The following is a 19,605-nucleotide window of genomic DNA, read 5'->3' on the forward strand; positions in this document are numbered from 1 at the left end:
AATGGCACGCGAAAAGTTTGAACGCAATAAACCCCACGTCAACATCGGCACCATCGGTCACGTTGACCACGGTAAAACCACTCTGACGGCAGCTATCACCATGACGCTGGCGGCAGCGGGTGGCGCAAAGGCTCGCAAGTACGATGAGATCGATGCGGCCCCTGAAGAGAAGGCCCGTGGTATTACCATCAACACCGCCCACGTGGAGTATGAGACTGAAACTCGCCACTATGCCCACGTTGACTGCCCTGGCCACGCTGACTATGTGAAAAACATGATCACCGGTGCAGCCCAGATGGACGGCGCTATTCTAGTCTGCTCGGCTGCTGATGGCCCTATGCCCCAAACCCGGGAGCACATTCTGCTAGCTAAGCAGGTGGGCGTACCCAGCATTGTGGTCTTCCTAAATAAGCAAGACCAGGTGGATGACGAAGAACTGCTGGAACTGGTGGAGCTAGAGGTGCGTGAGCTTCTGGATTCCTACGATTTTCCCGGCGATGAGATTCCTATTACCTCAGGTTCTGCCCTGATGGCGGTGGAAGCGCTGACCGCTACCCCCGCTATCAAGCGCGGCGACAACGAGTGGGTAGATAAAATCCTGGCGCTGATGGATAGCGTTGACGATTACATTCCCACCCCTGAGCGCGACGTCGACAAGCCTTTCCTAATGGCTGTTGAGGACGTGTTCTCGATCACAGGTCGGGGCACCGTAGCCACCGGACGGATTGAGCGCGGCAAGGTCAAGGTGGGTGAAACCGTTGAGCTAGTCGGTATTCGCGACACCCGCAACACCACTGTAACTGGGGTGGAGATGTTCCAGAAAACTCTGGACGAAGGGATGGCTGGAGACAACGTCGGTCTGCTGCTGCGTGGTGTACAGAAAGAAGACATTGAGCGTGGCATGGTGCTGGCCAAGCCTGGCAGCATTACCCCCCACACTCAGTTTGAGTCTGAGGTATACATCCTCAAAAAAGAAGAGGGTGGTCGTCACACTCCGTTCTTCCCCGGCTACAAGCCTCAATTCTACGTGCGTACCACCGATGTGACCGGTAGCATCGTTGCTTTCACCGCTGACGATGGTAGCGATGCCGAAATGGTTATGCCTGGCGATCGCATCAAGATGACCGTAGAACTTATCAACCCCATTGCTATTGAGCAGGGAATGCGCTTCGCGATTCGTGAAGGTGGCCGCACTGTGGGAGCAGGCGTGGTTTCCAAAATTTTGAAGTAGTCTAGCGCTATCTTCAATGAGACAGGAGTGATCATTTAGGTGTTCACTCCTGTCTCTTGTCTCTAAGGTTTTCGGTTTCGTTTTGTACCTCGACAATTTATTTCTCTCAGACCTATGGCTACTATTCAGCAACAAAAGATTCGTATTCGTTTAAAAGCCTTTGACCGCAGACTGCTTGACACCTCCTGTGAAAAAATTGTTGACACCGCCAATCGCACCAACGCTACAGCAATTGGCCCCATTCCTTTGCCAACCAAGCGTCGAATTTACTGCGTACTGCGCTCTCCCCACGTCGACAAAGACTCCCGTGAGCACTTTGAGAGCCGCACTCACCGTAGAATTATTGACATCTACCAGCCCTCATCCAAAACGATTGATGCCTTGATGAAGCTGGATCTGCCCGCTGGGGTTGATATCGAAGTGAAGCTTTAGAGCAGCCTTGTTTCACCCGCTAAATACACCAATTTAGCGGGTTCTTTTGGGTCTGTCGTAGGGATTAAGCTGGGTAAGTAGCGCCTTTATGACCGGCATTTCGCAAGGGAGTTGGGTTAGAATACTCCTATGTAAACAAGTGTTACGGCCTGCCTTGCTCCGGCACGGCGTGCCTGAAACCTGCAAGAGGCGATAATGGCATTCTCCGAGTCCATATCCGTGCGAGAGCTCCCACTTTTTCCATTACCTGAACTGGTTCTGTTTCCGGGGAGGCACCTACCGCTTCATGTGTTCGAGCCCCGCTACCGAATCATGATGAATACTATTCTCCAAAGCGATCGTCGCTTTGGGGTACTGATGTTAGACCCAAGTACAGGCCAGCCGGCCCAGGTTGGCTGCTGCGCTGAAATTCTTCATTACCAACGGCTGCCCGACGATCGACTAAAGATTCTAACCATTGGTCAGCAGCGGTTCCGAGTATTGAGCTACGTGCGTGAAAAACCTTACCGAGTCGGTCTGGTGGAATGGGTTGAAGATAAACCCACCAGTCAAGACCTAAATCCCCTCGCCTCCGACGTTGACCGCCTGCTGCGCGACGTAGTTCACCTGTCGGCTAAGCTAACTAACCAAGACATTGACCTACCGGACAATATCCCCGATATCCCCATTGAACTCTCCTACTGGGTAGCAAGTAACCTGCATGGAGTTGCCCTAGAACAGCAGGCCCTGCTAGAAATGGATGACACCAGCGTGCGGCTGGAGCGTGAAGCCGAAATTCTGACCTCTACCCGCAACCATTTGGCGGCGCGCACAGCCCTTAAGGAAGTGCTTGAGTAGATTGAGCCCTGGCTTTAGTAGCCGCCAGGCTAGGGTCTACGGTAACTAAACTGTAGGTGCCGAAGTTGATCAGGGTTTCGGTACAGGCTAAGAGTTCTTCAACGGCCTGCTGCCCGGTGGGAGCGTTACCGCCGGTCTCCAAATCCACAAAAAAGAGGTACTCTCCAAGCGATCGCTTGGTAGGGCGCGATTCAATGCGGCTGAGATTGATGCCGTAGCGGGCAAATACCTCCAGAGCTTTGAGCAGAGCGCCAGGACCGTTTACAGGCAGGCTAAACGCCAGGGATGTGTACTGCCCGCTAGAACGTTGCTCCTTGGAGTCGTTGCCCTTGAGCACCCAGAACTTAGTGCAGTTGTCAGTGTGGTCGTTGATATTGTGGGCCAGGATAGGCAAGTTGTAGAGTTGAGCCGCCCATTCCGAAGAAACTGCGGCTACCGCCTCATTGTCGGCTAGGTGCTCAAGGGCTTCTGTAGTAGAACGGGTCGCTACCAGCTTTGCCTGAGGCAGATTGCGCTCGAGCCAAAGCTGACACTGAGAGAGCGCCTGGGGGTGAGAGTAAACCATCTTGATACCCGTCATCTCTTGGGCGTGAGACAGCAGCCCGTGGCGAATGGGCATGACCATTGCGTGGTGAATGTTGAGCTGCTGAAGCCGCCAGAGCGTATCGAGGGTGGTTGTGACGCCGCCTTCAGTCGAGTTTTCGACCGGCACGATGGTGAGGTTGGTTAATCCCTCGGCGGTCGCCTGCATAGCCTTGGGAATGCTGGGCATAGCCCTCAGCTCTACGGATTGACCCGTGCGCTGTTCTAAGTCGAGACTGTAGGCTAGAGCAGCCAGTTGAGAATAGGTGCCCTCAGGCCCCAAATAGGCAATGGTGAACGTCATGGAGAAGAGCGATCGCGATGGGTTTGTTTCAAGTGGGTTTGTTTCATACTACGTCCTAGCTTGGGGGTAAGGAACGGCTCCGTCTACAAGGTCAGAATTAATGCTGCCTTAATCAAAACTGGACCACTTTCAATCGAACAAAGACAGCTTTCCCCAGTAATATGTAATGGGTTTTGGCCGGGGCCTAGGGCTCTGGTGGGGAGAGCTAGAATGGGTAAGAGCACTAAGAAAATGTCCGGTACAAAGCCACCAAGGGCACGGACACTGCTGACGATGGGGTCAGCAGCGTTTTTGCTAGGAGCTGGCGTGCCCCTGGCTGGCGCACTAAGCACCGGAGCCATCACGATGGGCGATGTGGTTGGTTCTGCACCAGGCTCCGCTGAACAACCTCAAGCTTTGAATACGCAGCTGTTTGCCTTGCTCGATGCGCCTGGGGTAGATGCTTTTCCCACCACGGTCAGCAGTGAGCGGATGTGCAGTCGTCCGCTGGGGCTAGCCGCAGCAGAGGCCGCTGGCGATCGCGGCCAAAAACTGTTTCAGGGGTCTGGCTTAACGACCGCTTCGAAAACTTTGGGCACAGAGGCGATTGCGCAGTTGGGAGCAGCGCCTTGGCCCAGCATTCACCCCCAAGCGGCAGAGGCGCGGGTACCCATCTTGATGTACCACGACGTGCTCGAACCACCGGAGGTCTTTTTTGACCTTACCCCCGGCGATTTTGAAGCTCACCTGCAAACTATTTTGGACAATGGCCTGACGCCCATCAGCCCCGATCAGCTTGTGCAGCACCTGCGCACCGGTGCCCCCCTGCCCGAAAAGCCGGTACTGATTACTTTTGATGACGGCTACGTAGGGCACTACGAACATGTCTATCCGCTCTTGCAGAAGTATCAGGTACCCGCCACGTTTTTTGTTTTTCCGGGCAAGGTAGACGGGGATGTGGCCGGGCGATCGACGTTAACCTGGGATCAGCTCAAGACTATGGCCGCCGATCCCCTGGTTACCATTGCCTCTCATAGCGTTACGCATCCGGCCGACCTCCGTGCCCTCAGTGATGATGATCTGGTCTACGAGGTAGTTGAGTCGAAGCGGCGGCTTGAGAGTGAGTTGGGCGTGCCCATTCGCTACTTTAGCTACCCAACAGGCTACTACGACGAACGGGTGGCTCAGGCCGTAGCCGATGCTGGATACCTGGCTGCATTTACCATGCGCGAGCAGAATGAACAGTTCGCCGGGGCCTCAGAGTCGCTGCTAGCGATCGAGCGCTTTGGTCAGTCAAGTCTTGCCGCACTGGTAGATGTAGCCTGGGGCGGCCCCCCGGCCCCCAGTGTTGCGCCAGTTGCGGTGGCCGATTCAGGATTTAACTTTACTGCCCCCGTAGAAGTTCAAAAAATGGACCTGGAGAAACAGTCGCTCTCCATTATTACCGGTGGCCAGCCGGTAACCATCCACGCCAACAGCCGCTACCAGCTGACAGACATTATGGCGGGCACCAATCTTGCTGGAGCGGTTGACGGCGGATTCTTCTCCCTGGAGTATCTAGACTCCAATGTGATGATTGGTCCGGTTCTGAGTCAAAGCACCCGGCAGTTTGTGCCTGGCTATGCTGGAGAGACGCCCAGACTTAATGGTCGTCCCCTGGTGCTAATTTCGCCGCGCCGGGTGCTGTTTGTGCCTTTTGAGGCCGATCGCCACAATGCCCTGGCTGGCCTAGCCCGCGAGTTGCCTGGCGTAACCGACGCCTTTGTGGCAGCAGCCTGGCTGGTTAAAGACGGTCTGCCCCAGCCCGCCAGCAGTTTTGGCAGTCTGTTTGATTACGATGCCCGCCGCCATCGTGCGTTTTGGGGCATTAATACGGCTGGGCAGCCGGTGGTAGGGGTAACCCACACGATGGTGGACTCGGTACAACTGGGCGAACTACTGCACCAGGCGGGACTGCGCGATGCGGTAATGCTCGATTCGGGGGCCAGTACGTCCTTGGCCTACCAGGGTGATTCCTTAGTTGGGTATATTCCCCGCCCGGTACCTCACATCGTTGGCCTAGTACCTCCCGATGCCAACAACGGTAGCCCCTGTCCCCTAGTCATTGACGAGCGAAATACCACGGCTGTTAAGCGCTAGCGGTGCTTTCAGCGACTAATGCTGATCCAAAGCCAGATTTAGGATAGTTTAAAAATCAACCCAGGACTAAGCCCCGGGTCAGCGTTGGGGATTGGTCTAGCCAAATTTAGCTGGAACCAGACTGAGAAATAGGGCAATGGTATAGCCATCGCCAGAACGGTTAGGACATGACTTGTATCCCCTAAAGCGGTGGCTATACGCCATGGCGCTGTCCCAGTTTTTGCCACTGGAAGAGGCCGATATCCTAAGCGCGATGGCCATCGCTATGTCTGCCCAGCCAAATTGGGCTTCAAACAGGCTTTGGTTTAGTTGCCAAAGCCCGCATACCAGAAATAGGTTGCCATGGGGATGACCGTGGCCAATACCAGCAACACAACGAGAACAATAGTGCTGTTGCCGCGATTTTCAGCGGTTTCCTCGGCGCTGGCAAAGGTGCTTTCGCTGTCAAAGGAGTCGTCAAAGACTGGCGGACCCGGGTCTTCTTGACCGCCAAGTACGGCCACTAGGCGATCGCTTGCAGCCAGAAACGACTGATTGTATTTGTCGCCCTCCAGCAGGGGATAAAGCACGGTTTCTTGAGCAACGCTGGTAGCAATGTCTGGGTCTAGCAGCATTGCTGACTGCTCGCCCACGCGAATGCCCACGGTCTTGGTAACCTCATCTAGCACAAGCAGGGTTTGGTTGGCTTGGTCTGCCGGAGTGGGATACCAGCGTTCAAAAAGCTTGTCAGTAAAGGTCTGAATAGTCTCGCCGTAGTCGAAATGGTGGATGGTTACCAGGCGAACTTCATTACCTGTAGCGGTCGCTAGGTCGCCAAAGCGGCTCGAAATTTTGTTCTCGTTGATGCGGCTGATGATGCCAGCTTCGTCGACAATCCAGGTGGAATCTCCAGCGGCTACAGTCGGCACCTGAAAAACGGCCATCGCCTCAGCAGCAGAAACCCCTAGCCCCAGCACCAGGCACAACGGCAACACTAGACCTAAAAAGCTCCGCCAGCACAGCTGAACTGAGCGGGCAAGCATCCGTTGGGGAAAGTGACTGTTCATGGGCTTGGGCTACAGCGACTACGGGGCTTAGGAACTACCGAGCTTTGCCTAAAACCCTAATAATCAATATACGGGCCTAAGAGCTTTGAGGGAACTAGATCGACCAGGTTCCTTGAACAGGCGCAAAGGTCTAGCACGGCTAGCCCAGCGGTTGCCTTAGGCCGCAGGCAAATTGCGGAGCCGGATCAGCTGCCGCCGCATCAGTGGTGAAGCGGCCATTTCTGATACCTCGCTCACCTCTACGTGAGACTCTAGCTGCTCGACAAACTCATCGCTGCCGTAGGAGTAGGCGTCGATAAGTAGTTCCAGCAAGTGATCGCGATTGGCGATAACGCCGTTTTCTTCTAAGATGCGAAGTTTGAGAGTGACAGTGCACTCGTAAACGCCAACCTGAGCCTCAGTGGACGGATGGGGTGCAGACGTAGCCATGGTCGAAGGTGTACTCCCTAGCTAGATATGAAAGGAGTCATCAGAGGAGACTGGGGGGCTAGAGAAGGGGTCCTGCTGGAGGCTGGCAGGGCATCAGAAAGAGTATGGAGTTGTGGCGCTGAGCCAGATCCATAACGGTGATGCAACCTCTATGATGACGGTGGGTTTACTCAGACCTAAGATGCCGGACTTAGGTAATGGACAGCATGCTAGACCTGAGTAACTAATGCCATCAAATCAAAAAAAACTGACCGGAACCAGGTTTTGTCGATCGCTTTTACACGATTGATACAGTTTCGTGAGGCCAGGATTAATAGCGTTAAATCCTGTACGTATTCTCCCAGGCTGAACCATTTTTTTTATACTTGACGTTTGTTTGAAGCTGAGGATTTAGCCTGTTTTAGCTGCCCCTTAAGATTTAATATTGCTACGAAAACCCCTATGGCGCGGGCTAAACGACGTTGGGTAAGGATTGGAGTTTGGAAATTACGATCAGCACATTGGCTTAATTAAAGCCGTCACTTTTCGTCGGTGTTGAAGGCTGAAATTGTGCTGGAGGTGGGTGCTGCGATCGCAATAACTTAGTGCTCTATGCGTAAAAGCTCCGTAGAATACTGACTAAGTTAGGTGCTATAGCGAACGGTCAAAATGCGCGATTCTCTAATTCAAGCCTACTTGCCGCTGGTGATATGGACCGGACTAGGCATGGTGCTGGGCCAGTTTGCTCCCCTAGCGTTGCCCCGATGGCTGGGTCGGGCGCTGTACTGGGTCGGTATTCCCCTGGAGATTTTTGCGCTGGCCCGCCAAACCCACTTTGCCCAAGATACCGATTTAGCCCCGCTCTATACCGTTATCGCCCTGGGTCTAGGCCTGGGTCTAGCGCTGGCGGGGTTGGCCCTGGTGCGCTGGCTAGCCTCTGCACCCGATCCTGCAACCGTTTTAGAGGTTGATAGCCTTGCCCCAGGCATAGCCCTGGCACCGCCTGTCCCTGAAGTCGCTGATTCACAGCTCTGGGTGCCCCCCTTAGCCATGACCTGGGCCGATAGACCGCGCCAGGGCAGCTTTGTGCTGGCCTCTATGCTCGGCAATACAGGGTTTGTGGGATTGGCGATCGTGCCTACTTTGGTGAGTGGCCCCTATCTAGGCTGGGCCGTATTTTACAGCGTGACGCAAAACGTAGTCGGCACTTACGGGTTGGGCGTGTATCTAGCTAGCTGGTTTGGGCGCGGCACCCATGCTCAGTCGCGCTGGCAGCAGCTGCGCGATGTCGTCACTGTGCCATCGCTGTGGGCGTTTGGATCGGGCACGGTCTCTCAACGGTGGCTCTGGCCATCGCCGGTAGAGGATGCGCTACACCAGTCGGTATGGCTGGTGATTCCGGTAGCCCTGGTGCTGATGGGGCTGCGACTGAGCCGTTTGCAGGGATGGAGCAGCCTCAAGCTGGCGCTGGTACCCGCGACCCTCAAGGTGTTGGTGCTGCCAGCGGTGCTGGGGGCCGTGGCTCTGAGGGCAGGGTTGCCCAGGGATGCGGTGCTGGTGCTGGTTCTGATGTCGGGCATGCCCAGCGCCTTTGCGGGGTTAATTTTGGCGGAAGAGTATGCGCTGGACCCTGAGCTAGCCGCTGCCAGCATTGCCCTATCAACTGGAGGGTTGCTGCTAACCATTCCCCTATGGCTGCTCATTTTTAGCTAGGCACGTGGTCAAAGGAGAGTCGCCGGGGCCGAACTGGTGGGCTGTGGCCAAGGTTAGGGGAGTCAGGGGCCGACAATTGGCTAACCTTTACCAAGATTTTTAGATTTACCCCTATTCTGGGGAAACTATCATCTCACGGTGGTGCAATGTCTACTCCTTTTCAGCAGCTAAAGGACACTTTCAAGGCGCTCGGATCGAACCTCACGACGGACGCAGGGGCAGCCGCCAAGGCTTCTCTACAGACATGGCTGGAGGCCAACGCCGAGTTTCTCCAAGATCGGCACCGGCACGGAGGGTTTAACGGCACGATGATGCAGTACTTCCACTGGTATAGCCTGACTGACGGCAGCCACTGGAACTACGTTAAAGCCGAGGCTCAGGCTTTAGCTGAGGCGGGCATTACTGCCCTGTGGTTGCCCCCGGCCTATAAGGGAATTGGCGGCGGCTGCGATGTGGGCTATGGCGTTTATGATTTGTTCGACCTGGGGGAGTTTGACCAGCAGGGGTCGGTGCGCACCAAGTACGGCACAAAGGATGAGTATGTAGCAGCCGTAAAAGCCTGTCGCGAGTTGGGTATTAATATCTACGCTGATGTGGTGTTTAACCACAAGATGGCGGCCGATTGTGAGGAGGAATTTAACGCGATCCCTATGGATCCGAGCGATCGCCGTCGTCCCCTAGGCGACATACGCAAGATTAAGTCTTGGACAGGTTTTAACTTTCCAAACCGGGGCGACAAATACTCAAGCATGAAGTGGCACTGGTACCACTTTGATGCCGTTGACTACAACAGCTTCGAGCCTGACTACAAAGCCGTCTGGCTGATTGAGGGTAAAACCTTTGAAGACAAAGTGAGCTGGGAGCTGGGCAGCTTTGACTACCTGATGGGCTGCGATCTCGATATTGACCACCCAGAGGTGTGCGGTGAGCTGAAATATTGGGGCGAATGGATGCTTGACCACGTCGGGGTTGACGGCTTTCGGCTCGACGCCATTAAGCACATCTGCGGCGACTTTTTTGTCGATTGGCTGGCCCACCTGGAGCACTACACCCAGCGGAGCTTATTCTGCGTGGGCGAATACTGGACCTACGACCTGGGGGCACTCAGCTGGTATGCCGGTAACTCTGGCGGTCGGCTTGACCTCTTTGATGCGCCGCTGCACCACAATTTTCATAAGGCCAGCAAAGCAGGCAGCAGCTACGATCTGCGCACTATTTTTGACAACACGGTAGTTAAAGAAATGCCGCTGCTGGCGGTCACGCTGGTCGAAAACCATGACACGCAGCCGCTGCAGGCGCTGGAGTCGGTGGTAGAAGCCTGGTTTAAACCGTTGGCCTACGCCATGATTTTGCTGCGAGCTGATGGCTATCCCTGCATTTTCTACTGTGATTACTACGGGGCCCACTATGTCGATAAAGGCCGCGACGGCAACGAGTACGAGATCTGGATGGACTCGCACCGCGAGATTTTGGACCGGCTGCTGATTGGCCGCAAGCATTTTGCCTATGGCCCTCAGTACGATTACTTTGATCACCCCAACGTGGTGGGCTGGACACGCCTGGGCCTAGGCGATCGCGGCCGGGCTATGGCGGTGCTGTTGAGCAATGGGGCCGAGGGCACCAAGTGGATGGAGGTGGGGCGGCCCAACACCACGTTCTACGATCTGACTGGGCATATTTCCCACACAATTACCACCAATGGCGATGGCTGGGCCGAGTTTCGCTGTAACGGCGGCTCGGTGTCGGTGTGGGTAGAAGATCATCCTGTGCTGAGATCGGTGCTGGAACTAACGCCGGACAACTAGAGGCAAAAACCCGCGATCGCACCCCATCCCCGGTGGCATCTCCTCGGCCTTTGCTGCCTGGGGATCTCCGATGGGATAGAATTTTACGCCGCGAAAAGTTAAGCTGTGTAACGCCCGCTCATTTTTGTTGAAGCAGCTGGGCGTTCGTTTCTATGGTTAAATTGGTACTTTCGTGCAAGTAGATCGCGTTCCTCTAGGGGCTACAGACGCAGAATTTTCGGCCTATGTGCGCTCAGCCCAGGAGCTAGACTTTACCCTTCAAGACCTTAAGGCGGCTATTCCGGCCCGTTGTTTTCAGCCTTCTACCATTAGATCGTTAGCTTATTTGGGGTTAGACGTTGGCATCATTGCAGCGCTGTACGCTGTCGCCCACGCGCTCAACTCCTGGCTATTTTTTCCCATCTTTTGGCTGGCCCAGGGCACGATGTTCTGGGCTCTGTTTGTGGTGGGCCATGACTGTGGCCACGGGTCGTTTTCTCGCTACAAATGGTTAAATAACCTGGTTGGTCATCTGACTCACACGCCTATTTTGGTGCCGTACCACGGCTGGCGCATCAGCCACCGCACCCACCATGCCAATACAGGCAACATCGACACCGATGAAAGCTGGTACCCGATCGGCGAGTCGACCTATCGAGCTATGCCCTGGCCGCAAAAGATGGTGCGGTTCTATGGGCTGCTGTTTGCTTACCCGTTTTACCTATTTTTTAGATCGTCGGGGCGCAGCGGCTCTCATTTCATGCCCAGCAGCGATCTATTTCGCCCGTCAGAGCGGCGCGATGTGCTGGTGAGCACGCTGTGCTGGTCAGCCATGGTCGTGTTTTTGGCCTGGCTAGGGATTACCCACGGGCTGCTGTTTTTGGTGACCTACTACGTGGCCCCCTACCTGGTGTTTGTCATGTGGCTTGATTTGGTGACATTTTTACACCATAGTGAGCCCGATATTCCCTGGTACCGGGGTGACGAGTGGTACTTTCTCAAAGGGGCGCTGTCGACCATTGACCGCGACTATGGCCTTATCAACCCCATTCACCACAATATTGGCACCCATGTGGCTCACCACATTTTCTTGGGCATTCCCCACTACCACTTGAATACGGCGACAGAGGCAATCAAGCCAATTTTGGGCGACTACTACCGTCGCTCTGAGGAGCCTGTGTGGAAAAGCTTTGCCCGTTCGTTTTGGGCCTGCCACTATGTTGCTGACCAGGGCGCTAAGGTCTATTACCAGCCCCATCCCAACCGCCGCTAGGCCGTGACGTTTTCAAAATAGCCCTGGGCTGATGCTGTTTCGGTAGTCTAGGGAATGAAGTGGGCAGTTTAGAATCAGTGCGGTTCTAGGCTGCCCGCTTTAATTTGGATTGGCGTTTGACAGTTGGCCTCAGGTTCTTTTCGCAGCGCTCTGGAATGATTCAGCCTTTGATTTCAGCTATCATCTGCACCCACAACCGGGCCCGCTACCTGGGGGCCGCGATCGCCAGTCTGCTGAGCCAAACCTACACCGCCTACGAAATTATTGTGGTGGACAACGCCTCGACCGACGACACGAAAGCCGTAGTCGAGGCCTACCTACCCCACCCGCAGCTGACCTACGTGTATGAAAGCACCCTGGGGCTATCGGCGGCGCGCAACCGGGGAGCCGCGATCGCCCAAGGCAGTATTCTCGCCTACCTCGACGACGATGCTGAGGCTTCGCCCAGCTGGCTGATGGCGCTGGCCGAGGCGTTTGCGGAGCACGACAAAGCGGCGATCGCCGGGGGGGCGGTGAGCCTCATCTGGCCACTGGGCGTGGCCCCGCCCCCCTGGCTATCGCCCACCCTATCGCAAAGCCTGGGGGCCTACGATTTGGGTGCTGCTATCCAACCCATTACTGAGCCTGGCCAAACCCCTCGGGGCCTCAACTACGCGGTCAAAAAAAGCTTTTTAGAGTCGGTAGGCGGCTTCGACCCACAGCTGGGCCGGGTGGGCAAAAACCTACTCTCTAACGAGGAACTGCACCTGACTCAGCAGGCATTAGAAGCTGGCTTTGAGGTGCTGTTTGTGCCCCAGGCCCAGGTGGCCCACAACGTCGCCCCCGAGCGCCTGCGTCGCCGCTGGTTTTTGCGCCGCAGCTGGTGGCAAGGCATTAGCGAGTGCTACCGCGAGCACCTCACCCATACTCTGACCGGGCAGCGACTGCGGGTGCGGGGGGTATGCCTGCTGCGGGGACTAGTTAAGGCTCTCAAAAGCTGGCAAGACCCGGCCCTGCGCTTTGAAAACCTGGTCTATGCCTACGGGCAGATGGGCTACGTGTTTAGCGGTCTGCGTCACCTAGTACCCAAGCCTAGGGCCTGTCCTTAATCTGTAAGGGCTACAGTCTTTCCACAGCTTGCTTACCTAACCCACCACTAACCCACGATTTGAAGGGAATCCACCATGGCGACCACGACCCCCAAAGTACCGATCTCTGTGCTGATTCCGGCCAAGGATGAGGAGCAAAACCTGCCCGCCTGTCTGGCCAGCCTGGAGCGGGCGGCAGAAATTTTTGTGGTGGATTCGCACAGCAGCGATCGCAGCATCGAGATTGCTGCTGCCGCCGGGGCCAAGGTGGTGCAGTTTGAGTTCAACGGCCACTGGCCCAAAAAGAAAAACTGGGCCTTAGACCACCTGCCCTTTAGCCACGAGTGGGTGCTCATTGTCGACTGCGACGAGCGCATTACCCCCGAACTGTGGGACGAGATTGCCGCAGCCATTCAGCAGCACGAGTTTGATGGCTATTACCTGAACCGCCGCGTGTTTTTCTTGGGCACCTGGATTCGCCACGGCGGCAAGTACCCCGACTGGAACCTGCGACTGTTTCGCCATCAAAAGGGCCGCTACGAAAACCTGCAAACTGCCGACATTCCCAACACGGGCGACAACGAAGTGCACGAGCACGTCATGATCGACGGCGCAGTGGGTTACCTGAAGCACGACATGCTCCACGAAGATTTTCGCGATCTGTACCACTGGCTGGCTCGCCACAACCGCTACTCAAATTGGGAGGCCCAGGTCTACTACAACCTGCTCACCGGCATGGGCGACGGCGGCACCATTGGCGCAAACCTGTTTGGCGATGCGGTGCAGCGCAAGCGGTTTTTAAAGAAAATTTGGGTGCGGCTACCCTTCAAGCCGCTGCTGCGGTTTGTGCTGTTTTACGTGGTGCGGCTGGGCTTTCTAGACGGTCGCGCGGGCTACATTTACGGGCGGTTGCTGAGCCAGTACGAATATCAAATTGGGGTCAAGCTGTTTGAGCTGCGTCAGTTTGGCGGGCAGCTGAATGTTACCCCTAAAGATGTTGTCCCTAAAGAGAATAAAGCCTTGCCTCAGCCAGCGGTTAAACCGGCAATTGTTTCGGTAGAATCAGCCCCTTAAGACCCGCCGATAAGATCCTTCGCGCCGCTGATTATGTCTGCTCCCCCCCCCTATGCGCCCGATAGCTCTTCGAATCAGGGAGGCGATTCGCAAAGCGATCGCTGCGGGAATCGCCCTCTAGAACCGGACAGTCACCAGGCCTGGGTGCGGCTCGATGCCTACGACCAGTCGTGGTACAAACCGGGGCGTTCCAAGGCAACCATTCTGCTGTGGTGGCTGTTGCAGGCGGTGGTGTTTCCCCTGACACCCCACGCCTCCCATGGACCAAGGCGCTGGCTGCTGCGGCAGTTTGGGGCCACCGTTGGCAAAGGCGTAGTGATTCGCCCTACCGCCCGGTTTACCTACCCGTGGAATGTGAGCATCGGCGACCACAGCTGGATCGGCGACGACGTGGTGCTCTACAGCCTGGCGCAGATTACCATTGGCCAGCACTGCGTGATTTCGCAAAAAAGCTACCTCTGCACCGGCAGCCACGATATCCACGATCCGCGCTTTGGCCTAGTGGTAGCGCCCGTAGTGATAGAAAACGGAGCCTGGATCGCCACCGACTGTTTTGTGGCCCCTGGGGTAACCGTGGGGGCTAACAGTGTAGTAGGCGCGCGCAGCAGCGTGTTTAAGTCGTTGCCGTCGGGGCAGGTGTGCTACGGCAACCCCTGTCGAGCGGTGGTCCCGCGACGGATGACGATCGCGGGTCAAACGTGACTGGTAAACACGGCCAATAGCTGCTCAATGAGGTCAGAACTCAATCGCAGGGATGTCTTGCCTGGGCCCGAGCTAGTTCTGCCTCATGGGTCAGATCGAGGCGCAGGGGCGTCATCGAGACATAGCCTTGGTCTACAGCCCAGCGATCGGTGCCAGCCTCAGGGGCCTCCATCGGTACCACTGTAAACCAGAAGTGCTGCCGTCCCATTGGATCCTCACTTGGCATGACTTGACCATCGTACTGCCGCACCGACTGGCGGGTCCAGCGTAGACCCCGTGGGGCTTGGGCGGGAAAGTTGACATTGACTAAGGCCAAATCTGAATCGGGCAAGAGTAACTCTAGAACCTTGGCCAAAGATGACTTTAGCAGGTCAAAATCAGGCTCACTCTCGGTTACGGGTGCACTGAGGGCAATGCCGCGCAGTCCCAGCAAAACCGCCTGTTTGGCCGCCGCCAGGGTGCCCGAATGCCACATCGCATTGCCTAAATTGCTGCCTAGGTTGATACCTGACAGCACTACGTCTACTTTGTCCCAGTGGTAAGCACCTAGGGCTACGCAGTCGGCAGGGGTACCGTTGACGCGGTAAGCCTCAAAATCTTGCAGTGGCGTGCGTTTGTAGGAGAGGGGACGCGAAGCCGTGATAGAGTGCCCCGCTGAAGACATTTCTACATCGGGCGCAACGATACGCACTTGGCCAAACGCGGCGGCTACCTCTGCTAGAGCTGCAATACCAGGGCTGTAAATTCCATCGTCGTTAGCAATTAGTATCCGCATTTGAACCGCTTTTCCTCCTTTGGAATTGCTACCATCTGTCTCTTTGCCGAGGGATGCCAGGGCTACAAGTTCTAAACTGGTCAAACTTTGTGCTTGGGTTTTTAGAGAATTTTTATGAAAGTTACGCTGATCCATAATTCCAAAGCAGGTGATGATGATCAACCTTCCAAAGATGTACTCTTATCCCTAATGAAGCAGGCGGGCTATGAGGTTAACTACCAGTCAGCCAAAGACGACAATTGGGTTGCCGCCCTGGAAAATCCTGGTGATTTGGTAGTAGCGGCCGGAGGGGATGGCACGGTTGGCAAAGTGGCTAAACGCCTGGTTGGGCAACAAACGCCAATGGCCGTCTTGCCCCTAGGAACAGCCAACAATATTGCTAAAACCCTAGGCCTGATGGATAGCCCCCTGGAGCAATTAATTGCTGAATGGGCCACCGCACCGCGAATCAAGGTCGATAGCGCGATCGCCAGCGGAGCCTGGGGCAAAACCCACTTAATTGAAAGTTTGGGGATGGGACTGTTTGCTCAAACCATGTCTAAGGCTGATAACGACAGTAACTTAGAGCAAACACCAGCCGCTGAAGACGAGTTAAAGGCTGTTTTAAACTTGTTAAAACAGCAGGTTTCTCAATGTTCTGCCCGGTCCCTAACCCTTTCCCTGGACGGACAGGATATTTCAGGCGAATATGTTTTGCTGGAGGTTATGAACATTCAGTACGTTGGACCAAACCTCCACCTCGTGCCCAAGGTCGGTTTTAATGACGGACTGCTGACCGTTGTGCTGGTGCGTGAGGGTGAGCAAAACAAAATTAGCGATTATTTGGCGGATTGCTTGGCTGGCAACTGCGACCTGGCCCCTTTCACACAGTATCAGGGCAAGCACTTGCAGATTCAGGGAGAAGAATTTGATATTCACGTCGATGACAAAATCTTGACCAGCAGCAGCTTAGCCGCACCGGGAGATCCTATCGTTGTTGATGTGAAAGTTGTCCCCCAATCCCTTGAGTTTCTCCTACCTAAGACTTAATAAGATAGCTCCCTGAAAACATTTTTATGCATCTGCTTAAAAGTGAACGTGAGTTGGCAGTCTTGGTCGGCCGGTAATCTCAACCAGATTCAAGTCCAGAAGTGGAGCCTTGCTAACGGTAAAACTCTATTTCTGGACTTGGTGTAGTCTAGTTTGACGTGTTGTCCTGAATCTTTTTCTTCAAGATTGCTGGGTTTAGATATATCTCAACGTAGCCGCAGATTAAGCATACTCGGACTGCATCAATAAGTGTGCTCAGCTTGAAACGTTTTTCTGCCAATAGAACAATACGTCAAGCTTTCGTACTGCGCCTTGCCTAAATCCGTGATGCCGCCGCATTTTGAGCAACGGTAATGTTGCCAGCTCAAATCCTTATAGTTGAGGTTGACACCTGCTTAGAAGCATTGCACTCCAGTGAGCCTACGCGTCGAAAGCGAACTTTGGCGAGATCTGATAGCTGATCGAGGGTTGAGCTAGCTTACTCTGACATGTGCTTGAGAACGCGCTTGTCGGTTGCGGACAGCACATCGTCGCCATGTATCTCAGCCTGACGAGCGCGATCGCTCAGTTCTTCAAGTTTTTGGCTGGCAGCTTCCCGGCCGGTTTCGATCGCTTGGTTGCGGGCTTCGGTCTTACCAATAATCTTTTTGGTGGTGTCTAACCCGTTATAAACATCCTTTGAAAGGTCAGCCGCTTGGTCAGCCGCCTGTTCGAGCTGAACGGGTTCTTGCTGCAGCTTAGTCTGGCCCTGGCTGGCGGACGATAGGGTTGTGCTCCAGAGAATTAAACCGACGGCGATGATAACTAAACCCGTGCCGATCGCAGCACTCAACGTAAATATTCGCTTGCGAACGCCCATACAGCCTCCTGTGCAGTGCTTTTAGCCTAAGCAGGGGGGCTGGTTTTGCCATCCTTCTGGGGGGAGACTGCTGAGGTGGTGGTTGGTGTTGTCCTGCAGCCGCCCTTTGCCCACAGGGTGGTTGGAGGATCTGCCTCAGGTGGCTCGAATAGCTGCACCACTGTTGCGATCGGGCCGAACCTTTGACTTGCTCACCTGGTTTGACTTTGCACCCGAATACCCCAGCGTTTCCGCTGGCGGTTTTGCTTTGTGCTAAGGAGTATGTGGGCCGTGCTAAAGTTGCCGAGCCATCACCTCCCCAACCCACCATGACTAACAGACCTAAATGGCTGAATGTCAGCCGCTATTTCTCGCTCCGCCGCCTGGGGCTAGCTGCGATCGGCGCGCTAATTACGCTGGTTATATTGGCCCTGGGCAGTCGCCCCCTGCTGAGCCGGGCCGATGCAGGCGCTGCCCGCTCGCCCGCACTCGCCACCGCCCCGGTTTGGGTTGGGGCCGATGCAGGCACGCCCTGGACCATTTTTGGCCTAGAAATCGTCGGCAAAATCATGAGTGCCCAGACCAACGGAGCTTATTCTGTGGTGATTAGCACAACGCCGCCTGAGGGTGGCCCGCCCCTGCACGTGCATGAGCATGAGGACGAACTGTTCTACATTCTCAAGGGCACCTACGAGTTTCGCAGTGGGAATGAAACTATCCTCGCTAGCGAAGGCGATTTGATACACCTGCCCGCTCACATTCCCCACAAGTTTCGCAATGTTGGCTCAGAACCTGGGATGGCAATGAACACCATGACTCCCGGCGGCTTTGAGCAGTTTTTTGTCGAGGTCGACCAACTCCCCAAGGGGCAACCCCTCGATCGCAGCCAGGTGGCGGCGATCGCCAGCCGCTACGGCCTGCGGTTTTTGCCGGAGTCGCCCTAGCTTTGAGCGCTAGCCCGCCGCTACGGTGTGAATTTTAAGGAAGTTGGTGCCCTTGGGGGTGTTGGCAGGTACGCCGCCCATCACCAGCAGCTTGTCGCCAGGGTTGATCAGGCCGCGCGATCGTAGTTTCCCCTCGGCTGTCGCCACCATGTCCTCAAAGCTTTGAGGAAAATCGTCGAGCAGAACGGGCCTAACGCCCCAGATCAGGTTCATCCAGTGGTAGACCGTGGTTTTGGGAGTGCAGGCCACCACCGTTGCCTTGGGTCGCTCGCCCGAGGCAATGGTGGCGCTGTAACCCGTCTCGGTAAAGCAGACAATGTGCTTGAGGTCGAGGGTTGAGTCAATGGCATTGAGGGCTTCGCTGAGGGCGTGGGTTTCATCGCTGAGGACGGCGGGCTGGTTATCAAACCTCAGGTCTTGCTCTACATCGCAGGCGATGCGGGCCAGCATCTCGACTGCGCGCACCGGAAACGCCCCCACCGCCGATTCCCCTGACAGCATCACCGCGTCGGTGCCGTCGAGAATGGCGTTGGCCACGTCGCTGGCCTCGGCCCGGGTGGGGCGCGGGTTTTGAATCATGCTCTCCAGCATTTGAGTGGCGGTGATCACCGGAATGCAGCGGCGGTTGCACTCGCGAATAATGTGCTTTTGCAGCATGGGCACCTTTTCGGCCCGCATTTCCACCCCCAAATCACCCCGTGCCACCATCACCGCATCGACGACCGCCAAAATGTCGCTCAGGTTTTGAATCGCCTGGGGCTTCTCAATTTTGGCCAGTACCGGGGTGTGGCTGGCCCCCAAACTCGCCAGCAGGTCTTTGAGGGTGAGAATGTCCTGGGCCTGACGCACAAAGCTCAGCGACACAACATCCACCCCTTGAGAAACGCCAAATTCAACGTCCTGGATGTCTTTTTCGGTCAGGGAGGGCAGACGCAGGGTGAGGTCGGGCAGATTGACCCCCTTGCGGCTTTTGAGCGGTCCGCCCTGGAGCACGCGGCAGGTGACTTTGGCGTCGGCGACCGATTCTACCCGCAGCTCCAGCAGCCCGTCATCGAGCAAAATTTGCATGCCGGGCTTGGCTTCCTCGGCCAGGTAGGGGTAGTCGATGCCAATGCCGCCAGAAACCGCCTCGGCCTGTTCAAGGGGCACCAGCGTCACGGTGGTACCTTCCTCTAGATCGATGGGGCTGGGCAGCTGGCCCACGCGGATTTTTGGCCCCTGCAGGTCTTGCAGCAGGGTGATGGGCGCGTCGTGCTCGTCTGCGACCTCGCGCAGCAGGGCAATTGTGCGGGCGTGATCGTCGTAGCTGCCGTGGGAAAAGTTGAGCCGAGCCACGTTCATGCCTGCGTCGATCATGCGCTTGAGGATGGGTTTAGAACTGCTGGCGGGGCCAATGGTAGCCACAATTTTGGTGCGCCGGGTCAAGGAATCCATAGCAATAGCCCAGG

18 protein-coding genes are annotated in these 19,605 nt (G+C 55.7%); 12 read left to right on the top strand and 6 right to left on the bottom strand.

Features of this window, described 5'->3' with window-relative positions; genetic code table 11:
• Position 1 precedes the first annotated feature (1 nt).
• From tuf to IQ265_RS15810, 3 genes are all read left to right on the top strand, one after another.
• Positions 2-1,231 carry an elongation factor Tu gene (tuf, locus tag IQ265_RS15800; protein ID WP_194055284.1) on the top strand — a complete coding sequence of 410 codons (1,230 nt, stop codon included), beginning with the start codon at positions 2-4 and terminating at the stop codon, positions 1,229-1,231.
• Between the two features lie 114 nt (positions 1,232-1,345).
• Positions 1,346-1,663, top strand: coding sequence for a 30S ribosomal protein S10 (gene rpsJ / locus IQ265_RS15805; RefSeq protein WP_017300626.1), 318 nt, complete (start codon positions 1,346-1,348; stop codon positions 1,661-1,663).
• A 195-nt stretch (positions 1,664-1,858) separates the two neighbouring features.
• Entirely contained in the window at positions 1,859-2,500 is a 642-nt protein-coding gene (locus tag IQ265_RS15810; RefSeq protein WP_194055285.1) for an LON peptidase substrate-binding domain-containing protein, read from the top strand.
• Here the strand turns inward: IQ265_RS15810 and pheA are convergent.
• Positions 2,481-3,386, bottom strand: coding sequence for a prephenate dehydratase (gene pheA / locus IQ265_RS15815; protein WP_194055286.1), 906 nt, complete (start codon positions 3,384-3,386; stop codon positions 2,481-2,483). The two genes, IQ265_RS15810 and pheA, sit on opposite strands and share 20 nt — an antisense overlap.
• Positions 3,387-3,617: 231 nt before the next feature.
• Between pheA and IQ265_RS15820 the strand changes: the two genes are divergently transcribed.
• On the top strand, positions 3,618-5,504 hold the full coding sequence (locus IQ265_RS15820) for a polysaccharide deacetylase family protein (protein ID WP_228037975.1): 1,887 nt from the start codon (positions 3,618-3,620) through the stop codon (positions 5,502-5,504).
• 305 nt (positions 5,505-5,809) lie between these two features.
• On the opposite strand, the gene IQ265_RS15825 is transcribed toward IQ265_RS15820, so the two are convergent.
• Together IQ265_RS15825 and IQ265_RS15830 are read right to left on the bottom strand one after the other, a co-directional pair.
• Positions 5,810-6,550: a TPM domain-containing protein gene (locus tag IQ265_RS15825; protein ID WP_228037977.1), complete on the bottom strand. Its 741-nt coding sequence runs from the start codon at positions 6,548-6,550 to the stop codon at positions 5,810-5,812.
• Positions 6,551-6,706: 156 nt separating this feature from the next.
• Positions 6,707-6,979: an Npun_R1517 family heterocyst differentiation transcriptional regulator gene (locus tag IQ265_RS15830; RefSeq protein WP_194055287.1), complete on the bottom strand. Its 273-nt coding sequence runs from the start codon at positions 6,977-6,979 to the stop codon at positions 6,707-6,709.
• Positions 6,980-7,627: 648 nt separating this feature from the next.
• Between IQ265_RS15830 and IQ265_RS15835 the strand changes: the two genes are divergently transcribed.
• The 6 genes from IQ265_RS15835 (at position 7,628) to hpsU (ending at position 14,571) form a co-directional block, all read left to right on the top strand.
• On the top strand, positions 7,628-8,671 hold the full coding sequence (locus tag IQ265_RS15835; RefSeq protein WP_194055288.1) for an AEC family transporter: 1,044 nt from the start codon (positions 7,628-7,630) through the stop codon (positions 8,669-8,671).
• Between the two features lie 146 nt (positions 8,672-8,817).
• On the top strand, positions 8,818-10,476 hold the full coding sequence (locus IQ265_RS15840; protein WP_194055290.1) for an alpha-amylase: 1,659 nt from the start codon (positions 8,818-8,820) through the stop codon (positions 10,474-10,476).
• A gap of 226 nt (positions 10,477-10,702) precedes the next feature.
• Positions 10,703-11,728: a fatty acid desaturase gene (locus tag IQ265_RS15845; protein WP_347404978.1), complete on the top strand. Its 1,026-nt coding sequence runs from the start codon at positions 10,703-10,705 to the stop codon at positions 11,726-11,728.
• A 155-nt stretch (positions 11,729-11,883) separates the two neighbouring features.
• Positions 11,884-12,816 carry a glycosyltransferase family 2 protein gene (locus IQ265_RS15850; protein ID WP_194055294.1) on the top strand — a complete coding sequence of 311 codons (933 nt, stop codon included), beginning with the start codon at positions 11,884-11,886 and terminating at the stop codon, positions 12,814-12,816.
• 75 nt (positions 12,817-12,891) lie between these two features.
• Complete coding sequence (locus IQ265_RS15855) at positions 12,892-13,869, top strand: glycosyltransferase family 2 protein (protein ID WP_194055296.1); 978 nt, start codon at positions 12,892-12,894, stop codon at positions 13,867-13,869.
• Between the two features lie 33 nt (positions 13,870-13,902).
• A complete protein-coding gene (gene hpsU / locus IQ265_RS15860) occupies positions 13,903-14,571 on the top strand; it encodes a hormogonium polysaccharide biosynthesis acetyltransferase HpsU (protein WP_194055298.1) in 669 nt (222 codons plus the stop codon).
• A gap of 40 nt (positions 14,572-14,611) precedes the next feature.
• Here the strand turns inward: hpsU and surE are convergent, their stop codons facing one another.
• The gene (gene surE / locus IQ265_RS15865; protein WP_194055307.1) at positions 14,612-15,346 is read right to left on the bottom strand and encodes a 5'/3'-nucleotidase SurE; all 735 of its coding nucleotides are present in this window, start codon (positions 15,344-15,346) and stop codon (positions 14,612-14,614) included.
• Between the two features lie 114 nt (positions 15,347-15,460).
• Between surE and IQ265_RS15870 the strand changes: the two genes are divergently transcribed.
• Entirely contained in the window at positions 15,461-16,375 is a 915-nt protein-coding gene (locus IQ265_RS15870; RefSeq protein ID WP_194055309.1) for a diacylglycerol kinase family protein, read from the top strand.
• Positions 16,376-16,853: 478 nt separating this feature from the next.
• Here IQ265_RS15870 and IQ265_RS15875 read toward each other — a convergent pair whose 3' ends face one another.
• A complete protein-coding gene (locus tag IQ265_RS15875; protein WP_194055311.1) occupies positions 16,854-17,234 on the bottom strand; it encodes a hypothetical protein in 381 nt (126 codons plus the stop codon).
• A 308-nt stretch (positions 17,235-17,542) separates the two neighbouring features.
• Between IQ265_RS15875 and IQ265_RS15880 the strand changes: the two genes are divergently transcribed.
• Positions 17,543-18,157 carry a cupin domain-containing protein gene (locus tag IQ265_RS15880; protein WP_194055313.1) on the top strand — a complete coding sequence of 205 codons (615 nt, stop codon included), beginning with the start codon at positions 17,543-17,545 and terminating at the stop codon, positions 18,155-18,157.
• Between the two features lie 9 nt (positions 18,158-18,166).
• On the opposite strand, the gene pyk is transcribed toward IQ265_RS15880, so the two are convergent.
• The gene (pyk, locus tag IQ265_RS15885) at positions 18,167-19,591 is read right to left on the bottom strand and encodes a pyruvate kinase (protein ID WP_194055315.1); all 1,425 of its coding nucleotides are present in this window, start codon (positions 19,589-19,591) and stop codon (positions 18,167-18,169) included.
• Positions 19,592-19,605: the final 14 nt, after the last annotated feature.

This window comes from Nodosilinea sp. LEGE 06152 (assembly GCF_015207525.1).
Lineage (GTDB): Bacteria > Cyanobacteriota > Cyanobacteriia > Phormidesmidales > Phormidesmidaceae > Nodosilinea.